Origin of the sequence: Crossiella cryophila (assembly GCF_014204915.1) — a bacterium.
Classification (GTDB): Bacteria; Actinomycetota; Actinomycetes; order Mycobacteriales; family Pseudonocardiaceae; genus Crossiella; species Crossiella cryophila.
On sequence record NZ_JACHMH010000001.1, the window covers coordinates 4,490,008 to 4,504,111 of the forward strand.

The 14,104-nt window shown below is 70.9% G+C and carries 15 protein-coding genes; 14 read left to right on the forward strand and 1 reads right to left on the reverse strand.

Translation table 11 applies throughout. The annotated features are described in order from the left end of the window. Positions 1–20 precede the first annotated feature (20 nt). Positions 21–701, reverse strand: coding sequence for a maleylpyruvate isomerase N-terminal domain-containing protein (locus HNR67_RS45735; RefSeq protein ID WP_185003784.1), 681 nt, complete (start codon positions 699–701; stop codon positions 21–23). A gap of 223 nt (positions 702–924) precedes the next feature. Here HNR67_RS45735 and HNR67_RS20130 point away from each other — a divergent pair, with 223 nt between their 5' ends. The 14 genes from HNR67_RS20130 to HNR67_RS20195 all read left to right on the forward strand — a co-directional run bounded on the left by HNR67_RS20130 (position 925) and on the right by HNR67_RS20195 (position 14,101). Continuing rightward, positions 925–1,767: a peptidoglycan recognition protein family protein gene (locus tag HNR67_RS20130; protein ID WP_185003785.1), complete on the forward strand. Its 843-nt coding sequence runs from the start codon at positions 925–927 to the stop codon at positions 1,765–1,767. A 4-nt stretch (positions 1,768–1,771) separates the two neighbouring features. Further along, positions 1,772–3,385, forward strand: coding sequence for a phage tail sheath C-terminal domain-containing protein (locus HNR67_RS20135; protein ID WP_185003786.1), 1,614 nt, complete (start codon positions 1,772–1,774; stop codon positions 3,383–3,385). A gap of 14 nt (positions 3,386–3,399) precedes the next feature. Then, positions 3,400–3,933: a phage tail protein gene (locus tag HNR67_RS20140; protein WP_185003787.1), complete on the forward strand. Its 534-nt coding sequence runs from the start codon at positions 3,400–3,402 to the stop codon at positions 3,931–3,933. A gap of 4 nt (positions 3,934–3,937) precedes the next feature. Continuing rightward, positions 3,938–4,642: a T4 family baseplate hub assembly chaperone gene (locus HNR67_RS20145; RefSeq protein ID WP_185003788.1), complete on the forward strand. Its 705-nt coding sequence runs from the start codon at positions 3,938–3,940 to the stop codon at positions 4,640–4,642. 644 nt (positions 4,643–5,286) lie between these two features. Beyond that, the gene (locus tag HNR67_RS20150; RefSeq protein ID WP_221489984.1) at positions 5,287–5,487 is read left to right on the forward strand and encodes a hypothetical protein; all 201 of its coding nucleotides are present in this window, start codon (positions 5,287–5,289) and stop codon (positions 5,485–5,487) included. A gap of 2 nt (positions 5,488–5,489) precedes the next feature. Continuing rightward, positions 5,490–6,713: a DUF4255 domain-containing protein gene (locus HNR67_RS20155; protein ID WP_185003790.1), complete on the forward strand. Its 1,224-nt coding sequence runs from the start codon at positions 5,490–5,492 to the stop codon at positions 6,711–6,713. Continuing rightward, positions 6,710–8,818 carry an ATP-binding protein gene (locus HNR67_RS46285; RefSeq protein WP_185003791.1) on the forward strand — a complete coding sequence of 703 codons (2,109 nt, stop codon included), beginning with the start codon at positions 6,710–6,712 and terminating at the stop codon, positions 8,816–8,818. The genes HNR67_RS20155 and HNR67_RS46285 overlap by 4 nt, the downstream gene beginning before the upstream one ends. Continuing rightward, entirely contained in the window at positions 8,811–9,065 is a 255-nt protein-coding gene (locus tag HNR67_RS20165; protein WP_185003792.1) for a hypothetical protein, read from the forward strand. The genes HNR67_RS46285 and HNR67_RS20165 overlap by 8 nt, the downstream gene beginning before the upstream one ends. Then, positions 9,062–10,426, forward strand: coding sequence for an eCIS core domain-containing protein (locus HNR67_RS20170; RefSeq protein WP_185003793.1), 1,365 nt, complete (start codon positions 9,062–9,064; stop codon positions 10,424–10,426). Before HNR67_RS20165 ends, HNR67_RS20170 begins: the two co-directional genes overlap by 4 nt. A gap of 1 nt (position 10,427) precedes the next feature. Next, positions 10,428–11,504 carry a hypothetical protein gene (locus HNR67_RS20175; RefSeq protein WP_185003794.1) on the forward strand — a complete coding sequence of 359 codons (1,077 nt, stop codon included), beginning with the start codon at positions 10,428–10,430 and terminating at the stop codon, positions 11,502–11,504. Continuing rightward, positions 11,501–12,157, forward strand: coding sequence for a hypothetical protein (locus tag HNR67_RS20180; protein ID WP_185003795.1), 657 nt, complete (start codon positions 11,501–11,503; stop codon positions 12,155–12,157). Before HNR67_RS20175 ends, HNR67_RS20180 begins: the two co-directional genes overlap by 4 nt. Before the next feature lie 12 nt (positions 12,158–12,169). After that, positions 12,170–12,475 carry a LysM peptidoglycan-binding domain-containing protein gene (locus HNR67_RS20185; protein ID WP_185010896.1) on the forward strand — a complete coding sequence of 102 codons (306 nt, stop codon included), beginning with the start codon at positions 12,170–12,172 and terminating at the stop codon, positions 12,473–12,475. Further along, on the forward strand, positions 12,465–13,592 hold the full coding sequence (locus HNR67_RS20190) for a hypothetical protein (protein ID WP_185003796.1): 1,128 nt from the start codon (positions 12,465–12,467) through the stop codon (positions 13,590–13,592). Before HNR67_RS20185 ends, HNR67_RS20190 begins: the two co-directional genes overlap by 11 nt. Next, the gene (locus tag HNR67_RS20195; RefSeq protein ID WP_185003797.1) at positions 13,589–14,101 is read left to right on the forward strand and encodes a phage baseplate assembly protein V; all 513 of its coding nucleotides are present in this window, start codon (positions 13,589–13,591) and stop codon (positions 14,099–14,101) included. The genes HNR67_RS20190 and HNR67_RS20195 overlap by 4 nt, the downstream gene beginning before the upstream one ends. Positions 14,102–14,104: the final 3 nt, after the last annotated feature.

Here is a 14,104-nt window from a genome sequence, read left to right on the forward strand (position 1 = left end):
CGGGGTGCGGGCGCGGCGAACTACCCGAACACCGGCAGCCGGGCGGCGAAACGGCCGGCGGTGCGGCGCTGGAAGTCGGTCAGCGGCACCCGCCCGGTGCCCGCGAGCACCACCACCTCGTCGTCCAGCGCGGGCAGGATCGGCGCGCCCGCCAGGGATTCCACCGTGGTGCGGGCCAGTTTCAGCGCGGTGGGCGCCGGTGGCGGCAGGGTCAGCTCGTGCTTGAGGTCCAGGTGGTGCACGGCCACCTCGACCGCCCAGGTGGCCAGGAAGTCCCCGGAGGCCAGGATCTTGCCCTGGAAGCGGACGGTGGTCGGCGGCAGCGCGCTGACCATCCTGGACACCGCGTCCGCGGTCGGGCGCAGGTGGCCGAGCAGGCCGGTGGGGCGGCGGTAGGCCGAGGTGAGCCTGCGGACGTACTGGATCTGGCCGATCCGCTCCGCCTCGTTGCCGGTGCCGGGCAGGCGGCCCTGCCAGTAGCCTGCCGCGTCGGTGTCCGGCTCGGCGTCGGTGGGGGAGACCAGGCCCAGCAGCATCTCCTGCAGGCCGAGGTGCACGTGCGCGATCACGTCGCCGACCGTCCAGCCGTGACAGCGGCTGGCCGCCAGCATTTTCGTGTCGTCCAGGGTGTCGCAGACCGCCAGCAGCGCGGAAAGCGCTTCGAGGAAGGCCGTCTGGCCGTCGTGGTGATCGACGCGCATGCGGATCACTCTATCGGGTGGGGATCGATACGTACATTTACGTACAACCCCTAGCGGAATTCCTGCCCGCACGCCTTTTCAGGCTCGGCCGACTTCCCGATGGGGCAGCCGATCCAACAATTCCTTGTCGGGTCCGGTTTTCTCCCCGACCCTCGGTGTCAAGCCGCACCAGGAGTGAATTGGACGCATAACGTCCGGTGCGCGAGGGGATGGGGGTTGGGACATGGCAAGACTGCTTTGGCTGCCCGATGTGCTTCGCGGCGCGGGACTGCGTGTTTCCGAGGTCAACGGCTGGCGCACCAGGGGCGCGGACGGAATGCGCGACCTGCGCGGTGTCCTGCTGCACCACACCGTCGGACGGCGCACCGGGAACTATCCGTCGCTGCCGGTCGTGCAGAACGGCAGGCCCGGTATCCCGGGACCATTGGCGCAGCTGGGCCTCGCCCGGGACGGGAGCTGGCTCGTCATCGCCTCCGGCCTGGCCAATCACGCGGGTGACGGCGACTGGCCGGGGCTGCCGCTCAACAACGCGAACCCGCATCTGATCGGGGTGGAAGCGGAGTCGGCCGGTCTGCCGCCGTATGACTGGACCCCGGCCCAGATCGAGTCCTACCCGCGTGGCGTGGCCGCGTTGCTGCGGCATATCGGACGTGGTTCGGAATGGGCCATCGCGCACAAGGAATGGGCCCGGAATCGGAAGACGAACAAGAAGATCGATCCGGCCGGCTGGCCAGGTGACATTTCGGGATTCAGGGCGAGTGTGGCTCGCTGGCTGAACAACCAAGGAGACGATGTGAGCTACGACGACGCCTATCGGGCAATGCGCGACATCCTCAACGAGGAGTTCGACAACCCGAACAACACCGGCAGGAAAACCAATCTCCGCGCCCAGATCTCGCACAGCGACTGGCGCACCGACTACACCATCAGCCAGCTCTCCGGCCGCATCGCTGGCCTGACCGAGGCGGTCGGCCAGCTCGCCCAGGGGCGTCAGGTGGACCTGGCCGCGATCACCGGCGCGGCCGAGGCCGGGGCCCGCCAGGCCCTTGGCCAGGACCAGGGGTGACGTGATGCCGGTCCAGCCGACCTACCCTGGCGTCTACATCAACGAGCTGCCGAGCGCGGTCCGCACCATCACCGGCGTGTCGACCTCGGTCGCGGCCTTCGTCGGCGCCGCGCTGCGCGGCCCGGACAACGTGCCGGTGCACATCACCAGCTTCGCCGACTACACCAGCACCTTCGGCGGCCTGCACGCCAGCTCCCCGCTGAGCCACGCGGTCTACCAGTTCTACCTCAACGGCGGCAGCGAGGCGGAGATCGTCCGGCTGGTCGGTTCGGGCGCGGCCAGGTCCACTGCCACCTTCAGCAGCCTGACGCTCACCGCCGCGGGCGCGGGCACCTGGGGCGACCGGATCCGTTTCCGGGTCGACCACGACACCGCCACCGGCGCGGCCAACCTCTACAACCTCACCGTCCGGGACAACGACACCGGGGCCGAGGAGCGCTACCTCAACGTCTCGATCAACGCGGCCGATCCGCGGGCCCTGCACAAGGTGCTGCGGACCTCGGCGCTGGTGCAGCTGCCCACGGGCACCGAGGGACCCACTGTCCGGCCCCTGGAGCACCCCGACCCGCCCGCGGGCGTCGACCCGCTTGCCGACCCGCCTCCGGCGCCCCCACCGGCCAAGCCGGAGGACGACACCCCGCCGCCGGTGTACTCGACCCCGCTCGGCGGAGGACAACCGGGCGGCGCGCTCGCCGCGGCCAGCTACACCGGGGACGAGGACACCAAGACCGGGCTATGGGCGCTGGACCGCGCCGACATCTTCAACATGCTCTACCTGCCCGGCATCACCGAACTGAGCGGCCTGCCCGCCGCGGTCTACCCCGCGGCCGCCGGGTACTGCCAGAAGCGCAGGGCCATGTTCATCGTGGAGACCGGCAAGGAGGTCAACACGGCGAGCAGGGCGGTCGACGCGGCCCACCCGCCGCCGCCCAACGGCGGCGACCCGTTCGGCATCGCCAGGGACCTGCGCAAGAACGTGGCCGCCTACTTCCCCTGGGTCAACCTGGCCGACCCGGCCGAGGAGGGCGGGGTGCGCGAGTTCCCGCCCGGTGGCGTGGTCGCCGGGATCTGGGCCCGCACCGACGCCCAGCGCGGCGTCTGGAAGGCCCCGGCGGGCACCGAGGCCAGCCTCAACGGCGTGCAGGAGCTGACCGCGAACCTCACCGACACCGAGCACGGCAGGCTGAACCCGTTGGGGCTCAACTGCCTGCGCCAGTTCCCGGTGACCGGCAACGTGGTCTGGGGCGCGCGCACCCTGGCCGGCGCGGACCGGCTGGCCGACCAGTGGAAGTACCTGCCGGTGCGGCGGCTCGCGCTGTTCCTGGAGGAGAGCCTGTTCCGCGGCACCCAGTGGGTGGTCTTCGAACCCAACGACGAGCCGCTGTGGTCCTCGGTGCGGCTCAACGTGGGCGCGTTCATGAACACCCTGTTCCGCCAGGGCGCGTTCCAGGGCCAGACGCCGCAGCAGGCGTACCTGGTCAAGTGCGACCGGGAGAACAACCCGCAGAACGACATCGACCGCGGGATCCTCAACATCCTCGTCGGGTTCGCCCCGCTCAAACCGGCCGAGTTCGTGCTGATCAACATTCAGCAGCTCGCCGGCCAGGTCCAGGTGTAGGAAGGAACACGGCCATGCCACAGGCGAACCCCAAGACCACGCGGGTCGACCCGTACAAGAACTTCCGGTTCCGGGTGAAGTTCGGCGACGGCGACTACATCGCCGGGATCTCCAAGGTCACCGGCTTCACCCGGACCACCGAGGTGGTCAAGCACCGCTCCGGCGGCGACCCGTCGCTGAGCTACAAACTGCCCGGCCGCACCGACTACGAGGCCATCACCCTGGAACGCGGGGTGACCCTCGATCCGGAGTTCGAGAAGTGGGCCAACAAGGTCTGGAGCTTCCGCAACGCCGCGGGCGGGGTGGAGACCTCGCTGAAGGACTTCCGCCGGGACCTGCTGATCGACGTCTTCGACGACGGCGGCCGCAAGGTGCTCTCCTACGAACTGCACAAGGCGTGGGTCTCGGAGTACAAGCCACTGTCCGATCTGGACGGTAACGCGAACGCGGTGCTGATCCAGTCGATCAAGCTGGAGCACGAGGGCTGGGTGCGCGACGATTCGGTGGTCGTGCCGGCGGACAACAGCTTCGACGACCCGACGGGCTGAGCCGGTGCTCACCGAGGCCGAGGTGCTCTCGCTGTGGGAGGCGGGGCTCGGCCAGCCACCCGTGCGCCGTTCGCTCGCGCTGGCCGTCGCCGGTGGCGCGGAGCGGCCGGACGAGCTGACCGTTGGCCAGCGCGAGGGACTGCTGTTGTCCTTGCACGAGAAGGGTTTCGGTGGTGCGCTGCCGTGCCAGGTGGCCTGCCCGGACTGCGGGGAGCAGCTGGCGCTGACCGTGGACGTGACCGAGTTGCGCACCGAGGAGCCACCGCGGGAGTCGGCCACGCTGCTCGCGGACGGGGTGGCGGTGGAGTTCCGCCCGTTGCGGTGCGCGGACCTGCTCGCGGTGTCGGCGGAGACCGGTGACGCCCGGCTGGCGTTGCTGCGGCGCACGGTGATCGCGGCCCGGCGTGACGCGACGGAGATTCCCGTTGCGGCGCTGGCGGATTCGGTGCTGGAGGCGATCGCGGTCGCCCTGCCCGAGGTCGACCCGCAGGCCGACATCTCCCTGGCGCTGGACTGCTCCGGGTGCGGGCACGCCTGGCTGGCGCCCTTCGACGTCGGCGGCTACCTGTGGGCCGAGATCGAGGCTTGCGCGCACCGGTTGCTCTTCGACATCCACGCCCTGGCCTCGGCCTACGGCTGGACCGAGGCCGAGGTGCTGTCGGTGAGCCCGGCACGCAGGCGGTTCTACCTGGAGGCGGGGGCGTGGTGAACGGGGACTTGGTGAGCAGGCTGGTCAACGGGGACAGCCTGACGGTGCGGCCGCTGCTGCCGTCGGTGTTCGAGACACCGGTGGCACTGCGGCACGAACCACAAGAACGGCCGGGCCTGGCCCGGACCGATGGCGGGCGGGCGCCGGGTCAACCGGCCGAGCACCCGGGGTCTGTCGCGCCCGCCCGCCACCAGCACAGTGCTCCGGGTGGTCCGGCCGTCCAGCGGGAGCCGGACCATCCGGTTGACCCGGCGCCGTCGCGTCCACCGGCGGCGCCGGGCATCCAACCCAGGCCGGATCCGGTGCGACCGGGGCAGGCCGCGGCTCCGGGATATCCGGCGGTGCCAGGACATCCGGCGGCACCGGGAATCCCAGCGGTGCCAGGGCCTTTCGCGGCACCGGGAACCTCGGTGGTGCCGGGACATCCCGCGGTGCCGGGGCACTCCGGCGCGACGGGCGATCCCGGCCGGCCCGGTTCGCCTGAACCGGTGGCGGTGCCCGGGAGTTCGACCGTCGACGGTGTCCAGGGGCGATCCGCCGCCCGGCCAGGCATTCCTGGCGGTGCCGTCGCTCCGGCCCACTCCGGGATTCCCTTTGGCGCCAGGGCGGAGCGGCTTCCCGCGGCTCCGGCCGCCGCTCAGCCCGTGCCCCCTGGCCCGGTTTACTCCGGCGTCACCACCGGACCGCCGGTGCGGCAGCCCCGCCGTCCCACCGTGCACATCTCCATCGGCCGGATCGAGATCCGCGCCCAGCAACCAGAACCGGCGAAACCACCACGCACCAACGGTTCCCGCCGCGACGTCCTGGAACTCGACGACTACCTGCGTACCCGGAAGGGAGGCTGACCATGAGCAACGCCAGAGTGATCGAGGCGGTCACCCAGATCCTCAAGGGCATCCTCCAGTCCGGGGTGGACCGGGTGTACGACGGGGTGCGGGCCACCACCATGCCGCCGGACAAGGCCGGCGACACCGGGCACGAGGTGCAGCTCAACCTGTTCCTCTACCAGACCACTGTGGACAGTGCCTGGCGCAACGACCCGTTCCCCGCCAACGCCACCCGGCGCGGTGAGGCCGGGTTCCCGCCGCTGCCATTGGTGCTGCGCTACCTGGTCACGCCGGTGGTCCGGGACGGGGACGAGATCGTCGCGCACCGGGTGCTCGGCGGGGCGTTGCGTGCCCTGCACGACCACCCCGTGCTCAGCGGCGCGGAGCTGAACCGCAAGGCCCCCTACGCCAGGGTGGCCGAGGAGGTCGAGTCGGTCAGCGTGACGCCGTTGCCCGCCGGGACCGACGAGCTGACCAACCTGTGGTCGGCCTTCCAGACGCCGTACCGGATGTCGATGGCCTACGAGGCCAGGGTGGTGCTGATCGAGAGCGAACGCGAGTCGCGGGCGCCGGTGCCGGTGCTGCGCCGCGGTGAGGACGACCGAGGGCCGATCGCGGTGCCCGAGGTGGGCACCGGGTTCCCGACCCTGGACACGGTCGAGGCCGTGCACGACCAGCCTGCCGCACTGCTGGGTGAGCCGATCATCTTGCGCGGCACCAATCTGGCCGGGGCGGACCTGGAGGTCAGCCTGAGTCACCCGCTCCTGGAAACGCCGGTGAAGCCGACGATCACCGAGAAATCCGCCACCCATCTCGGTTTCCGGGTGCCCGCCGACGCCGAGCGCACCCCGGCCGGATTCTGGACCGCGACCGTCTCGCTCACCAGCACCGAGGGGGATCGCCTGCACAGCAACGCGATCCCGGTCGGCATCGGGCCGCGGATCACCAGCCGGATGCCGATGCGGGTGCACCGGCGCAAGGACGCCGAGGGATCGGTGGAGGTCGCCGTCACCCTGGAACCGGCGGTGCGGCCGGGGCAGCGGGTGTTCCTGCTGCTGGGCTCGCGGGCCGTGCCGCCGCGGGCGTTCAGCGAGGCCACCGGATCCCTGGCGTTCCGGGTGCCCTTCGCCGAGGAAGGAATCCACCTGACCCGGATCCGGGTGGACGGGGTGGACACCCGCCTGGTCGACCGCGAGCCGGTCATCCCGGTCTTCGACGACACCCAGCGGGTGATCGTGCTGTGAACGCCGATCCGGGCTGGCAGCTCGCCAACGACCGCTACCTGGGGGCCTCCCTGGCCTGGCTGCGGCTGAAACTGCGCCACCACATCGAACTCCGCCGCGGCGCGCCCCCACCTCCGCCGCCGCCACCCGCACCGCAACCACCGCAGCCGCCCGCCCAGGTCCGCCGGGCCCGCTGGTTCGCCGCGGACCCCGAACCCGAAACCCCGGCCACACCGCCACCACCGCAGCCCGCGCCGCCCAACGCGCTGGCCGCGCTCACCCGTGAGCTGGAGGTGGTCAGCCGGGTACGGGCCGAGGCCGCGACCGGGGAGCACCGGCCCGCGTTGCTGACCGTGGCCGAACTGTTCGGGCTGTCGGAGTTCGAGCGGGACACGCTGCTGCTGTGCGCGGCCGCCGAACTGGACCCGTCCATCACCAGCCTGTGCGCACTCGCGCACGGCAACGAACGCATGGGCTTCCCCAGTTTCGGGCTCGCACTCAGCGTGCTGCCCGACCCGGCCTGGGACGTGGTCGCCCCGCACCGCGGGCTGCGCCGCTGGCGGTTCCTGGAGATCAACCAGTTGCCCGGCCAGCCCCTGGTGACCAGTGCGCTGCGCACCGACGAGCGGGTGGTCAGCTACCTCAAGGGACTCAACCACCTCGACGACCGACTGGACCCGCTGGTGTCCATTGTGGAGGAAGCCCGGCGGGTCGAACTGCCGCCCTCGCAGCGGGCCGCGCAGGAACAGGTCAGCGCGGAATGGGTCTCCGGCGGTGGGGCCGTGGTGCAGCTGGCCGGGGCCGACGAGCCCAGCAAACTCCTGATCGCGCAACGGGCCGCGGCCGAGGTGGGGCTGGTGCTCTACCGGATGCCGGCCGCGTTGCTGCCGGACCAACCGAAACAGCTCGACGAGCTGGCTCGACTGTGGCAGCGGGAATCCGCGCTCCTGCCACTCGCGCTGTACCTGGACATCGGCGATGACCCCGCGGGAACCGCCGAGACCCCAACGGTTTCCCCGGTGGGCCGGTTCGTGTCCAGGATCGGCGGCCCGGTGCTGTTGGGCACCAGGGAGAGCCGGCCCGAGCTGGGACGTCGCTCGGTGGTGGTGGACATCGCCCCGCCCACCGCCACCGAGCGCGTCGCCGCCTGGCGACAGGCCCTGGGCCCCAAGGCGCCCGAGGAGGTGATCACCGGGCTGGCCGCGCAGTTCGCCCTGGACACCGCGGCGATCAGCGAACTCGGCGCGCTGGCAGGCGGCGGGGAACGCGCGCTGTGGCGGGGCTGCCTGGCCAGGACCCGGCCGCGGATGGACGCCCTAGCCCAGCGCCTGGAACCCAAGGTCGGCTGGGACGACATCGTGCTGCCACCGGAGGAACTGACCCTGCTGCACCGGATCGCCGACCAGGTCGCGCACCGCACCCGGGTGCACAGCGACTGGGGCTTCGGCGACCGGATCACCCGAGGGCTGGGCGTCACCGCGTTGTTCAGCGGGCCCAGCGGCACCGGCAAGACCATGGCCGCGGAGGTGCTGGCCGCCGAACTCGGCCTGGACCTGTACCGGATCGACCTGTCCGCGGTGGTCAGCAAGTACATCGGCGAGACCGAGAAGAACCTGCGCCGCCTGTTCGACGCGGCCGAGACCGGTGGCGCGATCCTGTTCTTCGACGAGGCCGACGCGTTGTTCGGCAAACGCAGCGAGGTCAAGGACAGCCACGACCGCTACGCCAACATCGAGATCAACTACCTGTTGCAGCGGATGGAGTCCTACAGCGGCCTGGCCGTGCTGGCCACCAACCTGCGCAACGCACTGGACAACGCGTTCCTGCGCAGGCTGCGCTTCATCGTCGGCTTCCCCTTCCCAGGGGTGGAACAGCGCAAGGCCATCTGGCGCAAGGCGTTCCCGCCGCAGGCCCCGATCGCCGAACTGGACTTCGACCGGCTGGCCACCCTGCAGGTCAGCGGCGGCATGGCGCGCAACATCGCGCTCAACGCGGCCTTCCTGGCCGCCAGCGGCGACGGCGTGATCACCATGCCGGTGGTGCTGGCCGCCGCCCGCACCGAGTTCCGCAAACTCGACCTGCCGGTGCAGGACCGCGATTTCGAGCTGGTGAACCGCCATGGCTGACCGGATCGAACTGCGCATCGACCACCTGGTGCTAGACGGCGTCGCGCAACCCCACCAGGTCACCGAGATCACCGAGGCGGTGCACGCGGAACTGACCCGCCTGCTGACCGCGACTCCCGCCGGGCGCTGGGCCCCGGCGCGGCGTCGCCGGGTGGTTGGCCGGGCCGTCGTCACGGGACGGCCCGGCCAACTCGCCACCGCCATCGCCCAGTCCGTGCACCAGGCCGTGCGCGGGGGTGCCGAATGACCAGAGCGCACCAGACCCGCGACCCCGGCACCCCGGCCGTCACCAGCCACGGGCGGCCCCTGGAGCCGGTGCTGCGGCACGACCTGGAGGCCCGGTTCGACGCCGACTTCAGCCAGGTCCGCGTGCACACCGGCCCCGAGGCCGCCGCGGCCGCCAACGCCCTGGACGCCCGCGCCTACACCGTCGGACAGCACATCGTCTTCGGCGCCGAGGACTACCGGCCGTCCGCAATGGCCGGTCGCGGCCTGCTCGCACACGAACTGGCGCACACCCTGCAACAGGGCAACGCCCAGCCCACTCCGGGGCTGCCGGTGAGCCGGGTGTCCGATCACGCCGAGGGAGAGGCGAGGAGCGCGGTCGAGGCCGTCGCCGAAGGGCGCAGGCCAATTGTCCGAAGTGGACAGTCGCCGGTGCTGGCCCGGCAGACCAAGGGCGAGAAGCCAAAGCCGGTGCCCAAGAAGAAGACCGCGGAGGAGCTGGCGGCCGAGGCAGCGGCCAAGCAGGAGGCCCTGGACGCCAAGGCCCGCGAGTTCGGCGCGGCGGACTACGCCGACTACCGGTCCAAACTGGTCGGCGGCACCGTCTTCGGCGTGGCCATCGCCGCGCGCGGCCCGGTGCACCCGCGCTTCCTGCGCAAACTCAAGCAGGTCGAGGCCGACGCGCTGGCCGCCAACGGCGGCGCCGACCTCGGGGTGCGTAGTGTGCTCGGCTACTACTCCGGCGGCATGCACACCTGGGGCCGGGCGGTGGACCTCAACCTGGGCCGCAACGTCTACGTCACCCACTCCAACGGCGAGCAGGGCATCTCGGCGCTGGTCGACCCGGTCTACGACCGCATCGCCCGCCGCATGCTCAACCGCGCCTCCGCGCTGGTGCACGGCGTCCGGAAGATCGCGGTCGACACCGGACTGGTCGCGCCCGGCAAAGCACCCAGCCGGGACCAGGAATTCGAGCTGATCGCCCAGGAGAACGACGCGATGATCGACTACTTCGCGGCGATCCGCACCGAGGACCCGAAGATCCCGGCCCGCCGGGTGTCCAGGACCGTGCTCACCACCCCGCTCACGCCGGAGGATCCGAACATCGAGCAGATCCGGCGGGACTTCGACCTCCTGCGCGGCGTCGGCCAGCCGGTGTTCGGCGACAAGGACTACCCGTTCCAGGACAAGACCGGCGGTGGCCAGGTCGATCGCACCCCGCACGGCGGCTTCCTCGACCTGCCGCGCGAGCTGGTCAACGCCGCCAGGGCACGCGGACTGCGCTGGGGCGGCACCGATTTCGGCCCGGAGAGCGGCGACATGATGCACCTGGACGACAAGGACCACTCGGCGGAGTACCGCGGACCCGGGAACTGGAGCTGACATGCCAGGAGAACGCGTCCAGCAAACCCGGCCCGCCACCCCGGCGCCCGCCCCCGCCCCCGGACTGACCAGGGCGTGGACCCCGCTCGGCCCGATCGAGGTCGACGGTCTCGGCGCGGTCCCGCTGACTGGGGACAAGGACCGCGACGAGGCCCTCGAACAGATCCGCGCCACCCTGAGCGCCGCGGGCCACTACACCGGCTTCGGCCGGGAGAACAGCGCGGTCACCGCGGCACACCAGCGTGCCGGACGCTGGCTGGCGGGGGTGGTCACCCGGCACCTGGTCCGGGTGCCGACCCTGCGGCTGGTCATCACCGGCGGCGGCGATCCCCTTGCCACCCAACGGGTCCAGGCCGTGCGCGCGATGCTGGTGTCCTTCGGGATCGCCAATCACCTGCTGCGCACCCAGGTCGACACCGCCGCGGGTGGTTCGGTGCGGGTCGGCATCGACCCACTGACCTTCAACTCCGCGCTCACCCCGCCGAAACCCCTGCCCCCAGCCAAAGCGCCGCTGAACAAGCCGCCGCTGGTGACCAAGGCGAACCAGTCCGGCCGCTCCCCGGTACCCGCCGAAGGCGAGGCGAGCACCAGCGACAGCTACGCCGAGGCCGGGAAGACCGTGCTCAAGGCAACGCTGAAGTTGCCCGAGATCGCCAGTCAGGTCAACCAGCTCAAGAGCACCGCCGACCGGCTCAAGAACGAGGCGCTCAACGGACTCCGCGCGGATGGCTGGGTCGCGGTCGGGGTGGTCGGCGGCACGATGGCCGGGGTCACCGTGTACGGCATGACGCAGAACAAGGACCTGCGCGAGTTCCTGCTGCCCAAGCTGCTCGGCCTGACCGTGGACCTGCCGTCGAAATGGCTGCCCAACGGGGTTTCGGTCACCGTCGGGCCGCAGAAGCTCGACCTCGGCCTGGATCTCGGCTCGGCCATTCCGGCCCTGGGCAAGCTCGGCGACCCGTTCCGGCTGAAGTTCAACGGCAGCCTGGAACCCGGCAAGGACCGCCCGGTGGACTTCCAGATCGGATTCACCCTGGAGATCGACCTGACCCCCCGTTCGACAGGAGCGCCGCGATGACCGGACGGATCACGCCGAAGATCGCGCGGGGCGGTTTTGTGTTGGTGGAGCCCAGGATGGGCCGGGAGAAGAAGGTGATCACCTTCCAGTACAACCCGGACACGCTCACCCGCACCCTGCGCCCGCAGACCGCCGACAACCCTGGCGACCGGCTGGAATCGTTGCGGCTCAAGGGACCCGCGCAGGAGACCTACAAGTTCGACGCCGAGTTCGATGCCGCCGACCAGCTCGACCAACCGGAGCGCTACCGGATCGTGGCCGAGCACGGGCTGCACCCGATCCTGGCCGCACTGGAGATGTCCTTCTCACCCACGGTGAAACAGCTCACCGGGGAGAACAACGACGCCCGGATCGGGCTGATCGACATCGCCCCGGTGGAAGCCCCGCTGACCCTGCTCGTCCTTGGCGCCAAACGGGTATTGCCGGTGCGGATCACCGAGTTCAGTGTCACCGAGGAAGCCTTCGACACCGCGCTCAACCCGATCCGCGCCAAGGTCAGCGTGGGCGCGCAGGTGCTCACCGTGGACGACCTCGGGTTCGACCACCGGGGCGGCCAGCTCTACCTGCGGCACCAGACCCGCCGCGAGTTGTTCGCCGATCTCGTCACCGACTCGCTCGGCGCGGTCGGCCTGCCCAGCCTTCCCGGAGTGTGAGCCGTGATCCCGATGTCCAGCCGCTACCACGGCGTGCCGACCACCCAGCACACCCTGCCCGACGGCCGGGTGATCACCCACCTGCGCCGCCGCCCGCTGCCCAAACCCAAGGAACTCAGCCAGATCGCCGAGCACGTGGTCGCACCGGGCGAACGCCTGGACGTGATCGCCTTCCAGGTGCTCGGCGACGCCGAAGCGGCCTGGCGGATCGCCGATGCCAACGGCGCGGTCGACCCGGACGAGCTGACCGAGACCCCCGGCCGCCGGCTGCGGATCACCCTGCCCCACGGTGTGCCGGGGACCGGCGATGGCGGGTGACTTCCAGCTCCAGCTCTACCTCGGCAAGGTCGCGGTACTCCCGGCCCCTGCCCTGCTGACCGATGCGTTGCAGTCCGCCAAGGTGATCAGCAGTGCCCGGGACCGCACCGGGTTCCAGCTCACCTTCGCGGTCAGCCGGAACTCGCCGATCACCACCACCCTGCTGCCTGCCGGACTGCTCGACCCGGAAACCCGGATCATCCTGGTGGCACTGGTCCGCGGCCTGCCACAGGTGCTGGTGGACGGCGTGATCACCACCCAGTCGATGAACCCCGGCACCGAACCGGGCACCGCCACCCTGACCATCACCGGCGAGGACCTGCTGGTACTGCTGGACCTGGTCAAGGAACGCGACAACCACCTGTTCCTGCCACCGGAACTCCGGGTCGCCAAGATCCTGGCCAAGGAGAAGTACTTCAAGTACGGCATCCTGCCGGGCGCGGTGGCCGCGGTCATCCCGGAAATCCCCGACATCGCCGGACAGGGCGCGGTGCAGACCGACACCGACCTCAAGTACCTCGAGCGGCTGGCGGGCGAGGTCGGGTACACCTTCTACCTCATCCCCAACCGGCTGCCCGGCACCAGCATCGCCTACTGGGGACCGGAAATCCGCATCGGCGTGCCACAACCCGCGCTGACCGTGGACTCCGGCACCGCGACCAACGTGGAATCGTTGAGCTTCACCATGAACGGCCTGGCCCGCACCCGGTGGACGATGGACATCACCATCCCGTTCACCAAGCTGACCCGGTCCGTCTCGGTGCCCGACCTCAGCCTGCTGCGCCCACCGCTGGCCCTACGGCCCGCCCCGCAGCTCAAGGAAGCCCCACTGCCCAGCACCGCCAACAAATCCTTCGCCGAGGTCAGCCTGCTCGGCCTGGCCGCCACCGCCAAGGAGGCGGACGCGGTCACCGCCGAGGGCAGCCTGGACGTGTTGCGGTACGGGCACATCCTGCGTTCCCGCGAACTGGTCGGGGTGCGCGGCGCGGGCCTGGCCTACGACGGCCTCTACTACGTCACCAGCGTCACCCACGACCTCCAGCGCGGCCAGTACAAGCAGACCTTCAGCCTCAGCAGGGACGGACTCGTCTCTCTCACCCAGCAGGTGCCGACATGATCGAGCAGAGCACGAAGTTCACCGGCCTCTACCGTGGCGTGGTGGTCTCCGCCATCGACCCATTGGACCGGGGCCGGTTGCTGGTCAAGGTCTCCGATGTGCTTGGCGACCTGCCCGCCATCTGGGCCGAACCCGCCACCCCCCTGGCCACCCCTGGCGGAGGCGGCATCTACGTGCGGCCGCTGCCGATGGCCGGGGTGTGGATCGGGTTCGAGGAGGGCGACCCGGAACGCGCGGTGTGGCTGGGATTCTGGCGCGGCGGCAAGCACGAGGTGCCTGCCGAGGTCAACGCCGCGCTGCCGGGGGTGCCGGTGATGGTGCTGGCCACCTCGGCGCAGAACGCCATCGTGCTCAACGACAGCCCCGGCGGCGGCCTCACCCTGCGGCACGGCACCGCGCTGATCTCCATCACCGACGCCGGAATCCTGCTGTCCAACGGCAAGGGCGCGACGATCACCCTGGCCGGTAACACGGTCAGCGTCAACGGCCCGGCACTCCAGGTCACCTGAGGG